Annotated in this window: 15 protein-coding genes; 2 read left to right on the top strand and 13 right to left on the bottom strand. The window is 59.9% G+C overall.

Annotation, left to right across the window (positions count from 1 at the left end):
* Nucleotides 1-96: 96 nt before the first annotated feature.
* The 5 genes from AD666_RS12300 to AD666_RS12285 all read right to left on the bottom strand — a co-directional run bounded on the left by AD666_RS12300 (nt 97) and on the right by AD666_RS12285 (nt 10,836).
* Nucleotides 97-540, bottom strand: coding sequence for a hypothetical protein (locus AD666_RS12300; RefSeq protein ID WP_053152061.1), 444 nt, complete (start codon nt 538-540; stop codon nt 97-99).
* Nucleotides 541-695: 155 nt separating this feature from the next.
* Nucleotides 696-1,166, bottom strand: a complete 471-nt coding sequence (locus AD666_RS12295) for a hypothetical protein (protein ID WP_053152059.1) — start codon at nt 1,164-1,166, stop codon at nt 696-698.
* Between the two features lie 191 nt (nt 1,167-1,357).
* Entirely contained in the window at nt 1,358-1,681 is a 324-nt protein-coding gene (locus tag AD666_RS25985; RefSeq protein WP_082339760.1) for a hypothetical protein, read from the bottom strand.
* Nucleotides 1,674-9,089 carry a DUF637 domain-containing protein gene (locus AD666_RS12290; protein ID WP_053152057.1) on the bottom strand — a complete coding sequence of 2,472 codons (7,416 nt, stop codon included), beginning with the start codon at nt 9,087-9,089 and terminating at the stop codon, nt 1,674-1,676. The genes AD666_RS25985 and AD666_RS12290 overlap by 8 nt, the downstream gene beginning before the upstream one ends.
* Nucleotides 9,090-9,126: 37 nt before the next feature.
* Nucleotides 9,127-10,836: a ShlB/FhaC/HecB family hemolysin secretion/activation protein gene (locus tag AD666_RS12285; RefSeq protein WP_053152055.1), complete on the bottom strand. Its 1,710-nt coding sequence runs from the start codon at nt 10,834-10,836 to the stop codon at nt 9,127-9,129.
* 469 nt (nt 10,837-11,305) lie between these two features.
* Here AD666_RS12285 and AD666_RS12280 point away from each other — a divergent pair, with 469 nt between their 5' ends.
* Nucleotides 11,306-13,225 carry a methyl-accepting chemotaxis protein gene (locus AD666_RS12280; protein ID WP_053152053.1) on the top strand — a complete coding sequence of 640 codons (1,920 nt, stop codon included), beginning with the start codon at nt 11,306-11,308 and terminating at the stop codon, nt 13,223-13,225.
* Between the two features lie 53 nt (nt 13,226-13,278).
* On the opposite strand, the gene AD666_RS12275 is transcribed toward AD666_RS12280, so the two are convergent.
* From AD666_RS12275 to AD666_RS12250, 6 genes are all read right to left on the bottom strand, one after another.
* Entirely contained in the window at nt 13,279-13,698 is a 420-nt protein-coding gene (locus tag AD666_RS12275) for a type II toxin-antitoxin system VapC family toxin (RefSeq protein WP_053152051.1), read from the bottom strand.
* Nucleotides 13,695-13,940 (bottom strand): plasmid stabilization protein, encoded by a 246-nt coding sequence (locus AD666_RS12270; RefSeq protein ID WP_053152049.1) that lies wholly within the window; start codon nt 13,938-13,940, stop codon nt 13,695-13,697. Before AD666_RS12270 ends, AD666_RS12275 begins: the two co-directional genes overlap by 4 nt.
* 72 nt (nt 13,941-14,012) lie before the next feature.
* The gene (locus tag AD666_RS12265; protein ID WP_053152047.1) at nt 14,013-14,381 is read right to left on the bottom strand and encodes a glyoxalase superfamily protein; all 369 of its coding nucleotides are present in this window, start codon (nt 14,379-14,381) and stop codon (nt 14,013-14,015) included.
* Between the two features lie 116 nt (nt 14,382-14,497).
* The gene (locus AD666_RS12260) at nt 14,498-15,976 is read right to left on the bottom strand and encodes an amidohydrolase family protein (RefSeq protein WP_053152046.1); all 1,479 of its coding nucleotides are present in this window, start codon (nt 15,974-15,976) and stop codon (nt 14,498-14,500) included.
* Between the two features lies 1 nt (nt 15,977).
* A complete protein-coding gene (locus tag AD666_RS12255) occupies nt 15,978-16,838 on the bottom strand; it encodes a MurR/RpiR family transcriptional regulator (RefSeq protein ID WP_053152044.1) in 861 nt (286 codons plus the stop codon).
* Nucleotides 16,839-16,865: 27 nt separating this feature from the next.
* A complete protein-coding gene (locus AD666_RS12250; RefSeq protein ID WP_053152042.1) occupies nt 16,866-18,215 on the bottom strand; it encodes a gluconate:H+ symporter in 1,350 nt (449 codons plus the stop codon).
* Between the two features lie 349 nt (nt 18,216-18,564).
* Here AD666_RS12250 and AD666_RS12245 point away from each other — a divergent pair, with 349 nt between their 5' ends.
* Nucleotides 18,565-20,010, top strand: coding sequence for a SulP family inorganic anion transporter (locus AD666_RS12245; protein ID WP_053152040.1), 1,446 nt, complete (start codon nt 18,565-18,567; stop codon nt 20,008-20,010).
* 19 nt (nt 20,011-20,029) lie between these two features.
* On the opposite strand, the gene AD666_RS12240 is transcribed toward AD666_RS12245, so the two are convergent.
* Both AD666_RS12240 and AD666_RS12235 read right to left on the bottom strand, forming a co-directional pair.
* A complete protein-coding gene (locus AD666_RS12240) occupies nt 20,030-20,932 on the bottom strand; it encodes a LysR family transcriptional regulator (protein WP_053153201.1) in 903 nt (300 codons plus the stop codon).
* A 51-nt stretch (nt 20,933-20,983) separates the two neighbouring features.
* Nucleotides 20,984-21,574: an NAD(P)H-dependent oxidoreductase gene (locus tag AD666_RS12235; protein ID WP_053152038.1), complete on the bottom strand. Its 591-nt coding sequence runs from the start codon at nt 21,572-21,574 to the stop codon at nt 20,984-20,986.
* Nucleotides 21,575-21,716: the final 142 nt, after the last annotated feature.

The raw sequence follows: 21,716 nt of genomic DNA, 5'->3' as shown, positions 1-21,716 counted from the left end.
AGTGTTTCGCTTTGTACGCGTTGCCCATTTTTATACGATACTTTCCGCGTTTTGCACTGCCCCGGCCGAGAGCGGCCGCATCAAGGTATAGGAAAATCAATAGGCCTCCTGCCCGGTCGATTCAGCTGGCGTGGACATGACGGCCGGCTCGATTACCTTGGCGGAACGCCCTGTATCAATGTCTCGTATCTCGTAATACCACCACTTCATCGAAGAGGTACCATAAAGGCCATAGGTGTGACCTCCGACCAGGTCAACGGTCATTTCAACGGGTTGCGAGTATTCGGTTCCAATCGCACGGTGAACGGAAATTTTATGCCTTCCCGCTCCGAGTCGATACTCGGTTTGGCGGGCTAACCAATAGAGCGACGTATCGTCATCGATCTTGGCTATCGACAGGGCCTTGTCGAACTGCCGAATTGTCGCGACCTCGTCCCAAGGCTTTCCTTCGGCGCTTTTATGGTCGTAATGAATGCATCCCGCCAGCGAGAAGCAGGACAGAGTCATTGCTATAAAACGTAAAATGACAGCGTATTTCATTAACGCCCCTCCATGATTCGAATCAAAGGTTGCGAGCTCTCGCACCTCACGAGATCAGTAAAAATAGTAAGGAAAAAGGGGACGGAAAAAGGGGACGGATTTATTTAACGGCACGACAAATAAATCCGCCCCCTTCTCTAAGCCTCTTAGCACCATTAACCTATCTGATAAAAAGTAACTACCGGACCATAATCTTGATCCGAACTTGAAACATCCACATTAAATCTTCTGTCAGGAAATTTATCATTCAGAACCAGCCGCCACGATAACGCAAGCACATCCGCCAACTGTTTAAATACTCTATCGTCGATATCCTCCATGCATCCATCGAAGACATCATACAAATGAGTATGGTTGATCATTTTTTCAGCTGCTTGCAAGTCGCCGCCGAACTGCTTAAACCAAGAATCAAAAATATCGCCATCATATTTACTTTCTAAAAACACACCTTCCCCAACAACAACGAAATCAGGAAAAAACAGCTTGCACGACAACAACACATCTTCAGGATTACACACATCACTTATATAAGAGTACTCATCAACATTTTCTTTCTCCATCCAACCCGATTTCCAAGACTCATAACGAGCTAAGCCGACCAAGGGATTAATTGTGTTTATTTTCATTATGGAATCTCGTCCGGCACAGCCGGTCTTGAAAAAGGGGACGGATTTATTTAACGGCACGACAAATAAATCTGCCCCTTTTCAAATGGTAATGACTACATACGCCATCTTAATCAAGGTAAAAAAGAGGATAGATTTAGCAGAACAACTTAACCCGTCCCTTTCCTCTCGCTCGCCCCCCCTTGGACCTTCTAATCAACAGAAAATGACGAGAAGCAAAATGACAACTTATCATCCTCAAGATCGGTCAATTGATAACGCATCCTATCAAAACCAGAATCCAGTTTATTCACGCTCATATGCATTATTTGAGTCAACCCGCCGCCAAAATCACGGAACATAAATTGGCTGATATCAATGAACCTGACATGTGCGACATCAGTTCCAGCCTTTTCAGAGGCCGAAATCGATAGAGTCAAATCATAGGCCATCCCATCGTCATTCAACTGAATGCTAATGGCATGCAAGCAGTTGTTAGCAACAAGCAACTCATTCAATTCCAGAACACTAATCATTGTTTATCCTCGTCTCCTTCCCTTTGGGGCCATAGCCAGGACCATATTCGTAGGTATGCGTGTGCGGATCGGAGTGATATTCCGCAGGTTTTCCTTTGTCCCCATACCCGTGATTCGTGTAATCCGTTCTCTTAACCTGCCGGCCATACTCGTCGTACTCGAGCACAGATTTTTCAAGCTTCCCAGTCGCCGGGTTATACCTCTCTTGTGTCGTACTTTTTGTGCCAGGCGTCGTCTGATGCGGTTTCTTCCCGGTAAACACCTCGTCTGGAAACGTTCCGTCATTTGCAACACCCTTCGTCCCGGCCGTCGTAGCGGTACCTGTTACCTCTTTTGTACCATTGGTTCCTACAACCCCAACCTTAACCCCGGTTGTACCACCCTTCCCCCCAGCCGTCGACGCGAACAACCCCCGATCCGGACTCAATCCATTCGACGCAAGCTCGGCCAGTAATGCAGCACCATCGCCATTTTCGGTGCGTGTATTCTCGATAATGCCGGTGTTGATGGCCCGCTCGTTACTCCGCGTGATTTCCCATAGTGCTGCCGAGCGATCGAGCCCGGCGCGTCTACCGTCATGCAGCAATTTTTCATTGGCCGGAATCTCATCCGCCAGTTGCTTGGTCACTTGCAAACAAGCCGCCGGATTCTGCTGGCAGTACTGCCCAAACTCTCGGTTCCGGGCTGTGTCGAGGTTGTTGTAAAAATCCCGGATGGATTGGCAATCAGCTGGCGTTGTGCAGGTGTTGAGCTTCTGCTCTCTCTCCACCAGTTCCGCATGGAACAGGTAGTTGAACGTGGTCGCTTTCTCGGCAATCTTCGAACCGGTATCCAAATCGCCGTTGACCGCGGCCGCAGCCAATAGGCCCGTCAGTTGCGACAACATCAGCTGCAGGTGTTCGTTTTTATCCGCCACTTTGGCCATGCCGGGAATCAACGCTTCATTCAAACCGGCGGCTACCGCGCCGGTCTTGAAGTCGCTGCCCGTCAGTTCAGCCAACAGGCCACCCATGATCGCGTGGGCAACAATTTTCTCAGGGCCGCCATCCGGGAACTTGATGGTATCGCCCACCCAGTTGAATCCGGTCGCCATCGCCACATTGCCGGCTTCTCCCAGCAGGGCAGCATTGAAGTTGCTGCCAAAGCTGCCACCGCCAATCGCGGTGGAGATGCCGCTGGAGATTACCGCTCGCCCCGTCGTGCGGATGGCCGTGTCAGTCGCGTTACTCCAGCGGAAGATGTCCTTGGAGGAGTTATTGGCGCTCGATGCCGAGCCTGCCGAACCCGCTGAGCCGGTCGACGGCTCGACGCCTTGAGTGGTAGTGCTGGCACTGTCGGCACTGGTAAACCAGTTCTCGTCTGCGTATCTGAGTGCACCAGCGGTGAACCCGGCAATGGCTGCGTTCTTCAGGCTGTCGGCACTGGCGGTTTCCTTCAGCGCAAGACCCAGGTTGCCTTTGTTATCGATGGTGCTGGTGACTGCCGTGGTGCTCAGGCTGGCCGCGACAGCCAGGTTGCCGCCCGAAAGCCCGAAGCCGGCAGGCCCCATGATGAACGACATCAGGATCGCAATGGCAATCTTGGCGCCCGCGCCCAAGCCCGAGTTCTGGTATTTGAAGCTGTCGTGGATTTCCTTCACCTGGCGCCAGTCAATGTCGCCCCGCGCCTCGGCCTGTTTCATCCAGGCCAGGCCCGGTTCAGCCTTCACCATCGCGTCGATGGTCTGGCTGACACTCTGTTTATCGACTTGCTTGACGTCGATACGCAGGCCGTCAACGGCCTTGATGACCAACTGCCCTTGGGCGACGAGCTCGCTCTGGCGCAAGGTTTCGTCGGTGCGTCCCTCGCCTTTCATCTTGTACCAGGCCAGGTCACCTTTGCTCTTGGTGTGGCTTTCGTCGTGGTAGTCCTTGACCCCCTCGAAGATGATCCGCCCACCACTGTCGAGGGTCAGATCATTGCCACTTTGCAGCTTCGCCACTTGGTAGGTCTGATCCCCACCGCTGATCAATTTCAGGTTGCTCCCGGCCTTGATCTCGCTGCCGATATGAGTGATCTGCGTCACCTCATCCCGCCTTGCGGCGTTACTGCCCCAGCTCCCCTTCTTCTTCATGTCATACAGCGAATAATCCCGGTTCTGCTCAGCCAGCAGACTTATCTGCTTGGCCGCAACCAGGTACGCCTCGTCACCCGCCGTAATCTTGCTCGCCACCACCGACAGGTTGTTGCGCGCAGCAATCGCTACATCACCGCCCGCATTGAGGGTGGTCGCCTGCTGCTGGACATGGTCTTCTTCCTTGTTGATCTTCTTGCCACTGCGCTTGTAACGGTATTCGCTGGAGGTCTCGTTGGCGGCGGCAATCAGGGATACGTCGTTGCCGATGAGGTTGATATCGCCCTTGGCTTCCAGATGGCTGGCGACGACGGTCAGGTTGTTGCCTGCTTCGGCATTCAGGTTGCCGCCGGCCTTGATTTCGCTGGCATGCTGGACGGTCTGGCGCTGTTCCCAGAAGTGGCGCTTGTCCTTGCGCATCGAGCCGCTTTCTTCGCGAGCCGCGGAGATGACGATGTCTTTTCCGGCGCTCAGTTCGATGTCGTTGCCCGCCGTCATCGCGCCGCCCACGTTGAGCAAATCCCCCGCTGCCCGCACGGTGAGGTTGTTGCCGGCCTCGATGCGAGCGGCATTGTCGACGACCGAGGTTTTCGAACTGAAGCCCGTGCCGCTGTTCTCAACAGTGGTGATGGTGCGGTCGTTGCGAATATCCCCGCTCAACGTCGACAGTTCGACGTCCTTGCCCTTGAGAATGCCGCCCTGGATGTTGGCGAGGTCTTTGCCGGCGACCAGCTTGAGGCGCTCGCCGGCTTCGGCCAGGCGCGTGTTGACCAGGTTGTTCCCGGCCGCTGCCGAGAGGTTTTCACTGGCCCGCAGCGTGCCGAGGTTCTTCAGGTCGGTGCCTGCGATCAGCGTGAGGTTCTTGCCCTGGATCAGCGCGCCGTCCGCCGTCAGCCGGTTATTGGCCTGGGCCAGGTAAAGCACCGGCACCAGCACGTGCTCACCCCTGACCACCTGGTCTTCCATCCAGACGATGTCATGGGTCAGTGCGGCGACTTGTTGTGAGGTGAGGGTCACGCCAACGGCCAGGTTCAACTGATCCTTGCTGGCGATGGCATTGTTCATCAGGTACTTGAACATGCCTTCGTCGCTGGTCTGCCCGGCGATGAAGCGCTGGCCGGTGCGGGCAAGCACCGCTTGTTGAATCAGGCGTTGCTCGTACAGGCCATCGCCCAGGCGTTTCCAGCTGGTGTCGGGGTCATAACCCAGGTTGCGCAACAGGTAATCCGAACTCATGAACCGCTTGAGGTCAGTGAGCGCAGGATTGGTCTCGATCAAGTACTTGGGACCGACGATGACCCGGCTCGCATCCGATCCCTGGACGGTCGCACGGCTCTGGTCATGGCCGTTTTGCGCCGCAGCGCCGCTATCAACGACACGGAACAGGCCGTTATCGCCCGTCGGCAGGGAGAACCCAGGCATGCTGGTCGGGTTGACCTGTTGCTGCGCGAGGTCCGGCGGTAACTGCGGATTGAGCACCACCACCGCAGGCTGCGTGGAGGTGGCGACGTCCGTCGCCGCTGTTCTGGCCGCCCCCGCCGATGGTGCCTGGAACTGCACGAGACTGCTGTTTTCCAGTTTCTGGGTGGCCTGGATGTCGATGTTGCCCCCCGATTGAACGACCGCCGGCGCCATCGGCGCACCTGGTGTCACGGTGGTGATATCACTCACCTGACGGAACCTGTTGAGTGCATCGACAGGGACTTCCTTCGGGTTGGCTTGGGCGTTATACGGGAAGATGTATCTCGCCCGGAAACGCTCGTCGGTTCCGTCGGTCACCCTGCCGGTGTTCCAGGTACGCGTCCTGACGCTGGTGCCGGCGGCAGCGCCGACGTTGGCAAAGTTATCCGCCTTGATCAGCAGGTCGGCACCCGAGGCCATCACGCTGTGGTTGTTGGAGACCGAGGAGCCGTCAATGGTCAGCTTGCCGCCACTCATCAGCGTGGCGCTGGCCGAATCCTGAACCACTACGCTCTTATAGGTTTCAGTGGCGACATAATCGACGTTGTGGTGATCGCCACCACAGTCATAACACGTGACGCTGATGGAGCCCGACACCAGCTCATCGGTGGTGGTGAAGACGTCCTTGCGATTGATCAGGACGTTGCTGCGCAGCGACATGTCCTTTGCCGATTCCAGAGTGCCGGAGATGTTCTCGAGCAACTCACTGCGAGCGACGCCATCTCGCGCCGCGACGTTCAGTGCTCCAAGGCTGTAGACGTCGCCAAAAGAGTTGGTGAAGGTGTTGAAGCGCAGCGCCATGTCCGCGCCGCTGAAGATCAAGCCGCGATCGTTGCGCGCCTCGTTGGCGCTCAACTCGACAGCTTCGGCACCTCCGAGCGTGCCGGTGTTGGTCAGGCGGGTCGCGGCCAGGGAGAATTTGCCGCCCCCGGTGATTCGTCCGCCATTGTTCACCGCCCCCAGGCTGGTGATGCGGGTGTCGCCACCTCCGGCCAGGCGCGAGCCGCTGGACAGATCGACGCTGGCCGCGCTCAGGTCAAACCGACCGAAGCCACTGGCCTGACTGTTTCCGGTACCGACATAGGCCCCGCTCAGTCGTAGATCCAAATCACCGTCGCTGCTGATGATGCCCGCGTTGTTCCAGGTGCCGCCCGTGGCGAGCAGGCTTTTGACGGCGAGCAAGCTACCGCTGTCGGATTGATTGAGCTGACCGACCTTAAGGTCCAGCACATCGGCCTGGATATCCGAACTGTTGTCCCAGCGCGCCGCGTCGACGGTCAGGGTGCCCGAGGTCGTCAGGCTGCCGCCGACGTTACTGAACCTGGCGATGTCCACGTCCAAAGCGCCGGTGCCCACATGACGGACATTGCCGCCAGTGTTCTGGAATGCCGCCATCTGCAAGGACAGATCCTGGGTGGCGGCCTCGATGGTGCCGCGCTGGTTGTTCAGCAATTGAGTAACCGTCAGAGTCGCGGAACCCTGGGGGCCGACCGAACGCAGCTTGCCGCCCTGGTTGTCGATTGACGCAGCGCCGATCAGCAGGCCATTGGCACCCTCCACCAGGCCGCGCTGATTGATCAGTGCACCGGTCAGGCCGAAATCAATGGTGTCTCCCGCCGCTCGTCCATCGCTGTTGTCCAGGTCACCGGCCCGTACCGTCAGTGCCTGCTTGGCAAGCAGGTCACCGTTGCGGTTTTCGAGTGTGAGGGTGGTGACGTCAGCGGTCCCGGACAGAGCCGCCACTTGCCCGCCATTGTTGAGCAGCGTCTGCTTTGCATTGAGCTCGACAGACTGTGCCTGGATCAATCCGGCATCGCCGCCTGCGCTGGGCGATTCGCCATTGTCCAACACCTTGTCGAGCGTGGCTTTCAACCAGCCCTCGACACTGGCCAGCACGCCGCCACGGTTATCGAGATTGAGTGCCTCGACGTCCACGTTCCCGGCCTGGGTGATGGCGCTGCCGTCCCGGTTGACGAAGTCGCCGGAGATATCGATCTTCAAGTCACCCTGGCTGAGCAGGCTGCCGTTGCTGTTATCGACACTACCACCGCGGATCGTCAGCCCCTGTTCGGTGCTGATGATCGCCTTGCCGGTGTTGAGCAATTGCTGGTTGGCCGTCAGGCTCATGGCCTTGACCGAGGCGATATAACCGTCGTTCGTGTTGCTGATGCTGTCGGCGGTCAGGGTGAGTTTTCCCTGACTGATCAACGTGCCGTTCTGCTGGTTGAAGTTTTTCAGCGTGGCGACAAGGTCGCCCTGGCTGGTGACCTGTCCGCCGCTGTTTTCAAGCTCGTTGCCTTCAAGGGTCAGCCCGGCGTCGGAGGCCATTTTGCCGCGGCTGTTATCGAGTTTTTTCGCGTCGATCTTCAGCGTGCTCTTGCCACTGATGACACCTTCACTGTTCTTTAGCGCCCCGGCGATCAGGGTCTGTTCGCCGTCGCTGGCGATGATGCCTTTGCCACGGTTATCGAGCGTTCCGGTCGCTGTCGCTTTCAGTTGGCCCTGGCTGACCAGGGTGCCGGCGCGGTTGTCGATGTTTTTGCCGTTGACGGTCAGGGTTCTTCCCGCAGAGAGCGTGCCGCCGCGGTTGTCGAGGGTCTGCGTGGTCGTGGCTTTCAAGTCACGACTGGCGACCACGCTTTGCCCACGGTTGTCGATGCTGGCCGCCGTGAGAACGACGTCGCCAATCTGGTTGCGGGTGTTGTCCGCATTGACCCCGGCTTCGATGACACCCAGATTGTTGAGCTGGCCGTCGGTCGTCAGCGTGACGCTGTCACGCGCGGCAATGGCGCGTCGGTTGTTGATGTCGCCCTGGGTGGTTGCCTCGACATGGCGGCCCGCATAGATGGTGTCCTGAGCGTCCAGGTTCTTGGCGTTGATCTTGATGGCGTCCGCTGCCGTGGTCTGCGCCAGGCTCAAATGCCCATTGGCATCGAGCTGAATATCCCCACCGCTGGCGATCATCTTGCCGTCCAGCTTCACGCCAACCCCGGCCTCGGTCCCCACCAGCTTGATGGCGCCTGCGTACATGCCGCCCAGGGCGGAGGAATCGATCGCCAGTTGCGGCTTGGCGCTGCCGTCATCGGCGCGGGCGGTGGCGTTGAGGGTGTTGGCGTTGACGTCGTTGCGCCCGGCGACGACGGTCAGGTTTTTCGCCTGGATCTCGGCGTTGATTTTGGCGCTGCGAGTGATGATCTCGAAGCTGTCGATATTGTTGGCGTTGAGACCCGCGCCTTCGATGGCAACGCTGCCCTGATCGACCTGATAGCGACCCACTTGGCCATTTTCAATGATTGGCTTGCCGGTGGTGAGGGTCGCCTTGGGCGTGTTGATGAAGCCACAACCGTTACAGGTAATGCCGTAGGGGTTGGCGACGATGACGTGGGCCGACTGCCCCGCCACTTCGGTATAGCCGCGCAGTTGGCTGGGATTGCCGCCGTTGACTTCGTTGAGGATGATCCGGGCGGCCGTCCCCTTGAGGTTCGGGTTGCCGAGGATGATCCCGCCCAGTTGGGTGGATTGGGCGGGGTTGGTGGCGTTGTTGAGGATCACGCCGTTGGTGCCGACGTTGTAGTCCTTGAACTGGTTGTGGGACAGACCGTTGCCGTTGGGCTTGGCGATGTTGACGATAGGCACGCCATTGCCCGCCTGGCCGACGCTGGTACCCGGCTTGCTGACCACGATGCCATCGGCCTGGGCCCACAGCGGTTGCCAGAACATGACGTTGGCCAACAGGAATGCCAGGCCGCGCTTGGGCATGCCCCAGAACAGGTTACGGTTTTGCAGGCCAGCGGAAGGCTGGCGGGCCAGGAAGGCGTGTTGGCGGTCGTCCATGATCAGGTCTCGTTGCAGCAGAATTTATAGAGGCGAATCAGAAAAGGGCTTCTACGCGGAAGTAGATCGGCGCCTCACGCTCGGTCAGGGCATCCGGGCGTTCCAGGGAATGGGCAAAGGTCACGCTGGCGCTCAGGTGCTCGCCGCGGGCGAACAGTTCGAGCGAGTTGCTCGACATCCGCCCATGCTCGTCGCCGTTGTAGCGGGTCCCGGTGATGACACCCTGGTCGTAACCCAGACTGGCGCCGTACTCGGCGAACACCGGGCGCAGCCATTGCAACGTGATCGGCCGGCTCCAGCGCAGGTCGTTGCGCCAGTAGCCGCCGCTGTCGCCGGACAGGGTCTGGTCCTTGTAGCCTCGGATGGACGACTGCCCGCCCAGGCTCATGCGTTGTGGGCTGAACAGCGCGTCTTCGCTGCGCTGGCCGGTCATCAGGCTGCTGAAGCTGAAGGACTCTCCCCACAGCTGGAACGGTTGCAGGTAACTCAGGGTCGCGGTGTATTTGCGATAGCGCGCATCCGGCACCCCTGGACGCGGTTCATGATCGCCCTGGGCGTCGAAGGCGCCGATGCCTTGCTGCATGCCCAGGTCAAGGTTGACGAAGGCATTGCCGACCCGCCGGCCATGGTTGATGCCGAACTGCGCCTCGCTGAGGCGATTGCTGCTCTCGCGAAGCTTGCTGTCTTCGATGAAGTTGTTGGTGCGCAGGTAGGCCAGGCCCGTATTGAGGGAGGTCTTGCTGAAAGCGTCGCGATGAATCACCCGTTCCAGACGCACCTGATGGCTCTGGTTGTCACCGTTTTGCTTGAAGTTGAAGCCGTTGGCCTGACCCAGCGAGCGGTACTCGCTCTGGATGTAGGTGTAGCTGACGTTCCACCAGCCAAAAGGCAGGTTGTAATAGAGCATCGCGTTGCGCGAGGTTTTCTGATGATCGCTGAGTGCATCATGGCCTCCACGCAAGGCCAGTTGATCGGCCAGGCCCAAGGGGCTGTCCCAATCGAAGGAGGCGCCCCACTGCTGCTCGCCAGTTTCCTTTTGCCCGTCGTTATGCCGCGACAGGCCGACGCGCCAGGGTTTTTGCCGGGTGTTCTGAACCCGCACCTCACTGCCGCCGACCTTCTGGCCGGGGGTCAGCTCCATTTGCGCCTGGTTCGATGGCAAGCGATTGAGTTGATCGACCATCTGCTCGATCTCTCGCAGGTTGAGCAGGTCGCCGGTCTTACCGGGAAAGGCCATCGCCAATTCGCGGTCCGACAACTGGCTGTTCTCGGCACCCTTCAAGCCTTCCAGCCGTCCCTCGACCACCAGCACTTGCAGATGGCCGCCCGACAGGTCCTGTTGCGGCAGGTACGCACGACTGGTGACCAGGCCCTTTTCGATGTAGTGGTCGGTGATGGCTTTGAGCAATTCATTGAGCTGCGGCACGCCCAGGCATTGGCCGATGTAGGGCTTGAGCAGCTGCTCGCGCTCACGGGCCGAAAGACTGTCGGCGCCCTTGAGCTCGATGGTCTTGATGGGGAAGCAACGGGTATCGACAGGGGCCGTCGGCTGGGTCGGCGTCGCCTCTTGGCCGGGCAGGTCCTTGAGTTCCTCAAGACGGCGGCGCTGTTCTTCGAGCAAACGATTCTGGCGCTCGCGGATCAGGTCCGTGTCACCGGGGGACAGTGTGGCGGCGACGGCAGTGTGCATCGCTAGAAAACACAGCGACGCAAAGACGAGCCTCGTCCTTAAGGCGAATACGGACATGTTCGATCCCTCGAAACAGAAGTGATAGCAATCTGGCGCGCATACCAGACCGTGCTAATCGCTTTCGGTTCAAAGATGAGGGAAATACATGCGAAAAAAGGAGACACATCTCACAAGACGTATCGAAAACAACCGAGAAGGCCTGAACCAGAGGGCTGCGGCAGGATGCGCCGGCTCATGAACTATTCTTCACCCCACGCCTGCGCGTGATTCGGTAAAGTCCTCTCGCTCATTCAAGAAACTAAGGTTTTAGCCCGCTCTCCCGCGGGCTTTTTTTTGTCTGGATTTCCGCTCTTCGCCTGCCTCCGTCGTCACACCGGGACGAGCGGCGAAATGCCGACGCCAAAAAAAATTTTCAGATCCCGGGCCAGCAGCCGATACAGCCCTGTTCACTTTTTTTGCTGGCTTAACAACAACAATCTTCCAGCCAACCGACGATCAAGCAGCACAACGTTCCTGGAGGAATTTGATGAATAGCTGGTTTGGCAACATTAGCGTCAACATGAAACTGGGCCTGGGCTTCGGCCTGGTGCTGATCCTGACCTGCGTCCTGGCCCTGACCAGTTGGACCAGCCTGGGCGGGTTGATCCAACGCAGCAACTGGATGAGCGACATTACCCAGCTCAACGCCGGCCTGACCAAACTTCGCGTCACACGCCTGCAATACATGTTGACCAACGGCGACGAGACCGCCGCACAGAACGTACAGACCACCCTGGACGCTTTCGTGGCGCAACAGAACGCCCTGCTTGGCAGCTTCAAGAGCCCGGAAAACGTCAGGCTGCTCAAAGAGCAGAACGCGGTCATCAGTGCCTATCAGGTTTCCCTGAACAAGATGCGCGGTGCCTACCGCACCGGCAATACGGCTCGCGATGCCATGGCAGCGAACGCCGAGATCGCCTACAAACTCATCGAGACGATCTACAGCGACGTGAAACAAATGCCGCTGAGCGACCAGCGCTTCGAACAGTTCCAGGCCATCACCCAGGCCAAGCAGGAATTCATGCTGGCCCGCTACGAAGTGCGCGGCTACACCGCCAACAGCAACGCCGACACCGAACGCAAGGCCGTCGCCCAACTGGACGCCGCCATCGCTTCACTCAAGCCGCTGAACGAGCATTTCACCAGCACCCACTCGGATGAATTGCGTCAGTTGGAAAACGCCCTGACCCAATATCGCAGCGCCTTGCAAGCCTTCAAGCTGGCCACGGCCGATGTGGTGCAAGCGCGCAAGGAAATGACTGACCAGGGCACGACCATCGTCAGCCTGAGCGAGCAGCTGTACCAGATCCAACTCGACCGCCGCGACGCCGAAAGCGCCCAGGCCCGCACCCTGCAGCTGTTCAGCACGTTGCTCGCCTTGCTGGTAGGCATCATTGCCGCCGTGATCATCACTCGGCAGATTACCCGCCCGCTGAGCGAAACCCTGACCGTGGTCGAGCGCATCGCCAATGGCGACCTGTCGCACAACATCATCGTGACCCGTCGCGATGAGCTGGGCGTGCTGCAACAAGGCATCGCCCGCATGGGCGTGACATTGCGCGACCTCATCGGCGGTATCCGCGATGGCGTGACCCAGATCGCCAGCGCTGCCGAAGAGCTGTCCGCCGTTACCGAGCAGACCAGCGCCGGGGTCAACAGCCAGAAAGTCGAGACCGATCAGGTGGCGACCGCGATGCACGAAATGACTGCAACGGTGCAGGAAGTGGCGCGCAACGCCGAAGAAGCTTCCCAGGCAGCCGCTGCCGCCGACGGCGAAGCGCGTGCCGGCGATCAGGTGGTCAACGAGGCCATCGCCCAGATCGAACGCCTGGCCAGCGAAGTGGTACGTTCCACCGACGCCATGACCATGCTGCAACAGGAAAGCGACAAGATCGGCAGCGTCATGGATGTGATCAAGTCGGTGGCCGAACAGACCAACCTGCTGGCCCTCAACGCCGCGATCGAAGCGGCACGCGCCGGTGAAGCCGGTCGGGGCTTTGCGGTCGTTGCCGATGAGGTCCGTGGCCTGGCCCAGCGCACGCAGAAATCCACCGAGGAAATCGAAGGCCTGGTGGCCGGCCTGCAAAACGGCACCCAGCAAGTGGCCGCCGTGATGAACAACAGCCGCAGCCTCACCGACAGCAGCGTGGCCTTGACCCGCAAGGCTGGCGCATCACTGGAGAACATCACCCGCACGGTGTCGAACATCCAGTCCATGAACCAGCAGATCGCCGCAGCCGCCGAACAGCAAAGCGCCGTGGCCGAGGAAATCAGCCGCAGCATCATCAACGTGCGCGACGTCTCCGAACAGACCGCCGCCGCCAGCGAGGAAACCGCCGCCTCCAGTGTTGAACTGGCCCGGTTGGGGAATCAGTTGCAGATGATGGTGAGTCATTTCCGGGTTTGATCATGACAAGCGCCCATTTCCCGAGGGAGAGGCGCTTTACCCGAACTCGCGTCTCATGGTTTCCAGGGATTGATTATTTCAATTCCTGGAAACTCAAAGTCCTTGGTATTACGTGTCGCAATGGGAGCTCCATGAACTCGGCAAATGGCGGCAATTTGCGCATCTGCCATACCCGCTGCCCTCCCCTTAGCCTCACATAATGCAACAATGGCTGCGTATTCAACTGCGGCATGGGCGTCGAAAGGCAGAATTCTGTCGGCAAAATCTTCTTCGAACATTGCCATCGCGTGAGATTCAAGCTTCTGCTTACGCTTGCCGAAAGGCAATCGAGCAATGCCATGCAGAATCTCCGCCACAGTGATAGCGCTGATTACCAGATCTATCGCAGGCTGCGAATCGATCCAGGCGAGCACATTCCCATCCGGCTCCGCACGCATGAACTCCGAGATAACATTCGTATCGAGCACTATCATTCAGACAGATCCACCGCACGGGCTTTTTCGCCACGCGAAGGCAGCTCCAACTCGACGCCCCCCAACTTACCGAACCTGTTTCGGATACGGCTTCCCAGCCCACCCGCTGGGCTTATTGGCGCTAAAGCACGTCCTAAAATCAGGCGCGCCTCCTCCTCCATGGAGCGTCCATTGTGAGCCGCAGCAATGCGTAGCTGCTCTTTGACTTGGTCATCAAGGTTACGAATAGTGATGCTGGCCATATTTGCCTCCCGCAATCAATGAAATCATTGATTTCAAGCTAAGGCATGACCGGTTAGCTTGTCCAGCTCTCTTTACACACAAATCCCATTGGTAAACACCAACCGATTCCCAAAGGGATCGACCACCGTCATGTCCTGGCTGCCCCATGGCATTGCCTGGATCTGCGGGCGGGCGAAGGGGTATTGGCGGGTGAGCAGTTGCGCCTGGAAGGCTTCCAGTTCGTCGGTTTCGATGCGCAGCGCCGAGCCCGGTGTGCAATCGCCGTGGTGCTCGCTCAGGTGGAGCACGCATTCGCCGCGGGAGACTTGCAGGTACAGCGGGAAGTTGTCCCCGAAGCGGTGTTGCCAGTCGACGGTAAAGCCCAGGAAGTCGACATAGAACGCCAGTGCCTTGGCTTCATCGAAGATCCGCAGGATCGGGGTGGTTTTACCAAAGCTCATGGGGTGCTCCCTGGCTGAATAGGCCCAGTCTAGGTGGGTTGACCCCAATGCTTCGGCCTTGGCTCCGGCTTCTTTAGTGTCTTAGTGCCATTATTGTGACGTCAATCAAAACGATATCAGCCACTTACGCCACCCGATGGGCTGAATCCCAAGCGCAGATCGCCCTCGCGCGCCAGGAACCGCCCTTCTCGACGTCCGTTTGCCTGCCCTTCGAGATAACTCAGGACACCATTGACCCACACCCTGTCGATACCTTCGGCAGCCCGTTGCGGTTCGATGAAATCGGCGACGTCGCGAACGGTCTGTGGATCGAACAACACCAGGTCCGCCCAATGTCCTTCACGGATTTCGCCGCGTGCCTTCAGGCCGAAACGCGCCGCTGAAAGACCGGTCATCTTGTGCACGGCGGTGTGCAACGGAAAAAGCCCGACGTCGCGACTGAAATGTCCCAACACCCGTGGGAAGGCGCCCCACAAGCGCGGGTGCGGAAACGGATCTTCGGGCAACCCGTCGGACCCCACCATGGACAGCGGATGAGCCAGGATCCGGCGTACATCACCTTCGTTCATGCCGTAATACACCGCACCGGCCGGTTGCAGGCGACGGGCCGCCTCCAGCAGCGACACGTCCCATTCCACAGCGATCTCTGCCAGGTCGCGCCCGCCCATGCGTGGATGAGGTGTCGACCAGGTGATGGTGATGGGATGGGCGTCGGTCACCTGCTTGAGATCGAGCGTCGAAGAGCTGGCAGCGTAGGGATAACAGTCACAACCAACGGGATGGGTACTGGCGGCATTTTCCAGGGCGGCGAGCACCTGTGGGCTACGCCCCCAATTACCGGCGCCGGCGCATTTGAGGTGGGAAATGATCACTGGGCTCTTCGCCTGACGGCCAATCTGGAAGGCTTCGTCCATGGCTTCGAGCACCGGTTCGAATTCGCTGCGCAGGTGAGTGGTGTAGACCCCGCCGAATGCGCTCAACTCCTCGGCCAACTGCATGACTTCGTCGGTGGAGGCCGAGAAGGCGTTGGCGTAAGCCAGGCCGGTGGACAAGCCCAGCGCACCGGCCTCCAGACTTTCGCGCAGTTGCCGACGCATGGCAGCGATTTCTTCCACGCTGGCCGTACGCAACAGATCGTCCATGTGGTTACTGCGCAGCGCGGTATGCCCCACCAGTGCCGCCACATTAACCGCTGGCGTGGCGGCCTCTACCGCCGAACGATAATGGCCGAAGCTCGGGTAGGCGAACGCCTCGGCCGGGCCGAGCAGGTTCATCGGATCCGGCGGCTCGCCCCGCAAGGTGACCGGTGATGCACTGATGCCACAGTTGCCAACGATGACGGTGGTCACGCCTTGACTCAGTTTGGGCAGCATCTGCGGTTGGCGGATCACCACCGTGTCGTCGTGGGTATGGACATCGATGAAGCCCGGCGCCAGCACGCGGCCGGCGGCGTCCACCTCCTCGATGGCCTGCGCATCATGCAAGGCGCCAATGCGCTCGATACGGCCGGCGCGAATCGCCACGTCGGCGACGTAACCAGGGGTGTCACTGCCGTCGATCACCAGGGCATTGCGAATCAGCGTGTCGTACAACATCTCAGTCTCCCAGCGGCAGATCGTCGTCGCCGCCTCGGTAATCGTCGAGGGCGAGCTTGACCCGCCGCAGACGCTCTTGATTGTCTTCGGGATGAGCCAGGGCAAGCTCGGTGGCGAGCACATCGATCGCCAACAGCATGCCGTAGCGGGCCGCCGTGGGTTTGTAGATGAACGAGGTTTCGGCGCCTTGCAGGGGCAGCACCACATCCGCCAGCCCGGCCAGGGGCGAGTCGGCACGGGTAATGGCCAGGATCGCCGCACCGTAGCTGCGCGCCACCTCGACGGCCGCCAGCAATTCCGGGGTAATGCCGGTGAGCGAACAGGCGATGACCAGGTGTTCCTCACTCAGCGAAGTCGCCGTGATGCGCATCATCACCGGGTCGCGACACGCGGCAATCGGATAGCCAAAACGCACCAGCCGCACCTGGAGTTCCTCACTGCACAAGGCCGACCAGCCACCCAGCCCGAATGCATGGATCATCCGCGCTTTGCCGAGCAGCCGCACAGCATCGCTGAATCGCGACTCTTCGAATGCCGACAGGTGTTGGCGCAGGGTCGACTCGATGTCGCCGACGATCTGCCCATAGAACGCCGACTGCTCCGGCGCGCCGGCCGGGTCGAGAAACCGGCTGCCGACGCCGCTGGCCTGGGCCAGTTGCAGGCGCAAGTCCCGCAGGTCCCGGCAGCCGACCGTACGGGCAAAACGCGACAGCGTGGCGCTGCTGACTTCGGCGCGCTGGGCCAGTTCTTCGAGGCTGGCGGACGCGGCGAAGCCTACGTCATCGAGCATCAGGCGGGCGATCCGTCCTTCGCCGGCGCTGAAGAAATCCTGGCGCGAGCGGATCTGGTAGAGGATGTCCATGACGACTCCTGTGTAATGGCGCGGCGATCAGAGCACGTATGCAAGGCCCAGAGTCAGACCGAACGCCACCAGGGAGATCAGCGTTTCCAGCACGGTCCAGGTCTTGAAGGTTTGTGCGACGGTCATATTGAAGTATTCCTTGATCAGCCAGAAGCCACCGTCATTGACGTGGGAAAAGATCACCGAGCCGGCCCCGGTGGCCAGTACCAACAGTTCAGGATGAGGATACCCCAGGCCTATCGCCACGGGCGCCACGATGCCCGATGCGGTGGTCATCGCCACCGTGGCCGAACCGGTGGCGACGCGCATCAACGCAGCGAACAACCAGCCCATGACCAGTGGAGACAGCTGGAATTCCTGGGCCAGCCCAACGATCTGCTGGGTGACGCCAGCATCCACCAGGATCCGGTTCAACCCGCCACCGGCGCCCACCAACAGGGTGATGCTGGCAGTCGGGGCCAGGCATTCGTTGGTGAACTTGAGGATCGAGTCCCGGTTGAAGCCTTGCGCCAGGCCGAGGGTCCAGAAGCTGAGGATGGTTGCCAGCAGCAAAGCGATCACCGAGTTGCCGATGAACTGCAGAAACTGGTTGAAACCGCTCCCTGGCGTGGAGATCAGGTTGGCCCAACCGCCGATGAGCATCAGGACCACCGGCAGCAAAATGGTCCCCAGGGTGATACCGAACCCTGGCAACCGGGCCCGAGGCTCGCGGTCGAGAAACTGCCGCTCCAGCGGATTCTCGGCTGGCAGTTGGATGTGGGGCACGATGAACATGGCGTAGAGCGGACCGGCGATGATCGCACTGGGAATGCCGATCAGGATTGCGTACAGCAACGTCTGCCCCACCGAGGCCTGGAACGCCTGCACCGCCAGCATCGCCGCCGGATGCGGCGGCACCAGGGCATGGACCACCGACAGTCCCGCGACCATGGGCAGCCCCACCATCAGGATCGATACGCCGACACGTCGGGCCACGGTGAACGCGATGGGCACCAGCAACACGAAACCCACTTCGAAAAACAACGGCAGCCCCACCAGGAAGGCGATGCAGACCATTGCCCAGTGGGCGTTGCGCTCGCCGAAACGCTCGATCAGCGTCTGCGCCATGCGCTCCGCCCCGCCGGACTCGGCCATCATCTTGCCGAGCATCGTACCCAGGGCCACCACCAACGCGATGTGCCCCAGCGTCTTGCCAACGCCCGCCTCATAAGCCCCGACAACCCCCGCCGGCGGCATTCCGGCCAGCAGCGCAAGGCCGATGGACACCAGCGTGATCACGATGAACGGGTTAAGGCGATAACGGGCGATCAATACAATCAACGCAATGATGGCGATGGCTGCGTAGACCAAGAGCCAATAACCGAAAGCAGGTGCCATGCGGTACTCCTCGAGCGGGTCACGTCTATGAGTTGTGAAACTCATAAATCATCTCGGCGAGCGTTTTTCAAACATACTGAAACTAATTTTCGTGCCTGGGTAAGGGATGTCGCTGACGGCAATGGCAACACGGCATCCATGAAAATCCGCCAAGAAACTTTCATATTCGGTGGCGAGGGGATTTATCCCCGCGGGTCTGCGAAGCAGCCCCATGAACCGACCGTTCGCCAATCATCGAAACAACCGCCCAACCGCTGGCCGCCTCACCTTCAAATCCGTACCATCGCCCCCCTGTTTTTGCACACTTCTCCGGCAGCCGTTCTTCAACCGGCGCCCAATCAGGTCATTCATGAAACCAGCACGTCTTCGCGCCGACGCCCTCGCCGGCCTCACCACGTCCTTCGCCTTGCTCCCCGAGTGCATTGCCTTCGCCCTGGTGGCGCACCTCAACCCGTTGATGGGGTTGTATGGCGCTTTCATTCTCTGCACGCTGACGGCGCTGTTCGGCGGACGGCCGGGCATGGTGTCCGGCGCGGCGGGATCGATGGCGGTGGTGATCGTCGCGCTGGTGGTGCAACACGGCGTGCAGTACCTGTTGGCCACCGTGCTGTTGAGCGGCTTGATCATGCTGGCGTTCGGGCTGTTGCGGCTGGGCAAGCTGGTACGCATGGTGCCGCACCCGGTGATGCTCGGCTTCGTCAACGGCCTGGCAATCGTCATTGCGTTGGCCCAACTGGAACATTTCAAAAACGCCGACGCCTGGCTGAGCGGCGCTCCGCTGTACTGGATGGCGGGCCTGGTGGCCGTGACCATGGCCATCGTCTATCTGCTGCCGCGCCTGACCCGCACCGTGCCGCCGGCCCTGGTGGCGATCCTGGGTGTCGGTGTGGCGGTCTACCTGCTGGGCCTGCCTACTCGGACGCTGGGCGACATGGCACACATCGCCGGCGGCCTGCCGGTCTTTGCCTTGCCGGACCTTTCCTGGAACCTGGACACCCTGCGAATCGTGGCGCCTTACGCTGTGATCATGGCGATGGTCGGCTTGCTGGAAACCCTGCTGACCTTGAACCTCACCGATGAAATCACCGAAAGCCGCGGTTATCCGGACCGCGAGTGTGTCGCCCTCGGCGCGGCGAATATCGCGTCCGGTCTGTTCGGCGGCATGGGCGGCTGCGCCATGATCGGCCAGACGGTGATCAACCTCAGCTCTGGCGGTCGTGGCCGCCTCTCCGGCGTGGTGGCCGGGGTGATGGTGCTGCTGTTCATCCTGTTCCTGTCGCCCTTGATCGAACGCATCCCCCTCGCCGCACTGGTGGGGGTGATGTTTGTCGTAGCGCAGCAGACTTTTGCCTGGGCCTCGCTGCGGGTGATCAACAAGGTGCCCAAGAACGATGTGCTGGTGATCGTCGCGGTGACCATCATCACCGTGTTCACCGACCTCGCCGTCGCCGTGTTGTGCGGGATCATCATCGCGGCGCTCAACTTCGCCTGGCAGCAGGCCCGCGAGTTATACGCCGACACCTATCTGGAAGCGGACGGCAGCAAACTGTATCGCTTGCATGGCACGCTGTTCTTCGCCTCCACAACGCCGTTCCTCAACCAGTTCGACCCGGCCAACGATCCGTCCCTGGTCACGCTGGATTGCCGTCACTTGCGCTTCGTCGATTACTCGGCCATCGCCGCGCTGAAAACCCTGCGCGAGCGCTATGGCAAGGCCGGCAAGCACCTGCGGGTGTTCCACTTGTCCGAGCGTTGCAAGCAAATGCTCAAGCGCGCAGGCGTGCACCACGACTGAAGCCCCCCACAGTGACGGGCTATGGCCGCGAGGCGTAGTCCGCAAGCTTGCCCTGGATGAAGTCGAGGAAGCACTGGATTCGCAACGCCAGTTGAGAGTTGCGGTAGTAGACGGCGTTGATCGGCTGGCGATAGCCACTGTTGGCCTCGGCCAGCAGCACCTTCAGCCGGCCGGCCCGAATGTCTTCGCGGGTCATGAAATCCGACAGGCAGGCGATCCCCTGCCCCGCCAGTGCCAACTGGCGCACCGTCTCGCCGCTGGAAGCGCTGATGGCCGGCTGGATCGGCCAGCGATCGCCGTGAAGATGGCGTAGAGGCCATTGATTGAGGCCATCGTTTTGGGCGAACCCCAGCAGGGCATGCTCCGTCAGCTCGGCGACGCTTGACGGCGTGCCGTGCCGCTTCAAGTAGGCGGGGCTGGCCAGAATGTGCAACGGGCTGCAACCCAGGGGACGGGCATGTAACGTCGAGTCGGTGAGGGTGCCGATGCGAATGGCGATGTCCGTGCTTTGTTCCAGCAGGTCGATGATCAGGTCGTTGCTGTTGAGTTCGAGCTGGATGTCCGGGTAGAGCGCCCGGAACTCCTCGACGTGCGGAACGATGGCATGCAGCATGAACGGCGACGCGGCGTTGATCCGTAACCGCCCGGCCGGCTTTTGCTGGCGGGACGACAGGCGCTCTTCCAGCGCCTCCATCTGGTCGAGAATCCCTTTGGCCTGCTCGAAGAAGTACTTGCCCTCCTCCGTCAGGTCCATGCGCCGCGTGGTGCGGTTGATCAGGGTAGTATCGAGCTTGGCCTCCAGGCGCGACAGGGTGCGGCTGACCGCAGACGGCGTCTGCCCGACCTGTTCTGCGGCAGCGGAAATCGAACCGCACTCGATCACACAGACGAAAATCTGCAACTCATCGGATCTGGCCTTCACCAGTGTCCCCTTATCAAACGCATATGCCATGGCGTCCCGATAGTAGCCCGGTTATCGCGAAAGACCGAACACCTCGATCAAATGCTGCTCATACCGCGCCACATCGGCCTCGATGTTCGGGCGCTTCATGACGTCCACACACAGGAAGGTCGGCAAGCCAGTCATGCCCAGGAACTGGTTGGCCTTGTGGAACGGAAAGTACACCGCGTCCACACCCTTGGCCTCGAAGAAGTCGGTCGGGTCGTCGAAGGCCTGCTGCGGGGCATTCCAGGTCAGCGACAACATGTAGTGCTTGCCCTGGATCAGACCACCGCTGCCGTACTTCTGCGATGCATCGGAGCGGGTGCGGCCGTCGCTGGCGTAGAGGCTGCCATGGCCTTCGGTGAAGACTTCGTCGATGTATTTTTTCACGGTCCACGGCGCGCCCATCCACCAGCCCGGCATCTGGTAAATGATCACGTCGGCCCAGAGGAACTTGGCAACCTCTTCCTTAATGTCGTAGCCGCCATCGATGAAGGTGGTTTTGACGTCCAGCCCGCCACGGTCCAGCACACTGAGCGCCGTCTCGTGGAGTGTGGCGTTATAGCGACCGTCGGAATGAGCGAACTGTTTACCACCGTTGAGCAGCAGGACTTTTTTCATGGGGAGCCTCATCGGATTCCATGGCGCAGTGAGGAAGCGCCGCATGGAAAGGTTGAAAATGATGGCGGCAGAGTACCGATGAGTTTCGCGCGGAATAAGCACCGCAACGGCAAAACTGATTTGATCCATACGCACGAATCAA

This window comes from Pseudomonas sp. Pf153, assembly GCF_001269775.1.
Lineage (GTDB): Bacteria > Pseudomonadota > Gammaproteobacteria > Pseudomonadales > Pseudomonadaceae > Aquipseudomonas > Aquipseudomonas uvaldensis.
This window is presented reverse-complemented; position numbering and strand designations above follow the sequence as displayed.

Bases quoted from the DNA above. Each gene is read 5' to 3' on its own strand.
- AD666_RS25985 (WP_082339760.1), bottom strand. From the start codon at position 1,681: ATGATTAGTGTTCTGGAATTGAATGAGTTGCTTGTTGCTAACAACTGC.
- AD666_RS12265 (WP_053152047.1), bottom strand. From the start codon at position 14,381: ATGAGCTTTGGTAAAACCACCCCGATCCTGCGGATCTTCGATGAAGCC.
- AD666_RS12255 (WP_053152044.1), bottom strand. From the start codon at position 16,838: ATGGACATCCTCTACCAGATCCGCTCGCGCCAGGATTTCTTCAGCGCC.
- AD666_RS12300 (WP_053152061.1), bottom strand. From the start codon at position 540: ATGAAATACGCTGTCATTTTACGTTTTATAGCAATGACTCTGTCCTGC.
- AD666_RS12295 (WP_053152059.1), bottom strand. From the start codon at position 1,166: ATGAAAATAAACACAATTAATCCCTTGGTCGGCTTAGCTCGTTATGAG.
- AD666_RS12260 (WP_053152046.1), bottom strand. From the start codon at position 15,976: ATGTTGTACGACACGCTGATTCGCAATGCCCTGGTGATCGACGGCAGT.
- AD666_RS12275 (WP_053152051.1), bottom strand. From the start codon at position 13,698: ATGATAGTGCTCGATACGAATGTTATCTCGGAGTTCATGCGTGCGGAG.
- AD666_RS12245 (WP_053152040.1), top strand. From the start codon at position 18,565: ATGAAACCAGCACGTCTTCGCGCCGACGCCCTCGCCGGCCTCACCACG.
- AD666_RS12280 (WP_053152053.1), top strand. From the start codon at position 11,306: ATGAATAGCTGGTTTGGCAACATTAGCGTCAACATGAAACTGGGCCTG.
- AD666_RS12270 (WP_053152049.1), bottom strand. From the start codon at position 13,940: ATGGCCAGCATCACTATTCGTAACCTTGATGACCAAGTCAAAGAGCAG.
- AD666_RS12290 (WP_053152057.1), bottom strand. From the start codon at position 9,089: ATGGACGACCGCCAACACGCCTTCCTGGCCCGCCAGCCTTCCGCTGGC.
- AD666_RS12235 (WP_053152038.1), bottom strand. From the start codon at position 21,574: ATGAAAAAAGTCCTGCTGCTCAACGGTGGTAAACAGTTCGCTCATTCC.
- AD666_RS12250 (WP_053152042.1), bottom strand. From the start codon at position 18,215: ATGGCACCTGCTTTCGGTTATTGGCTCTTGGTCTACGCAGCCATCGCC.
- AD666_RS12285 (WP_053152055.1), bottom strand. From the start codon at position 10,836: ATGTCCGTATTCGCCTTAAGGACGAGGCTCGTCTTTGCGTCGCTGTGT.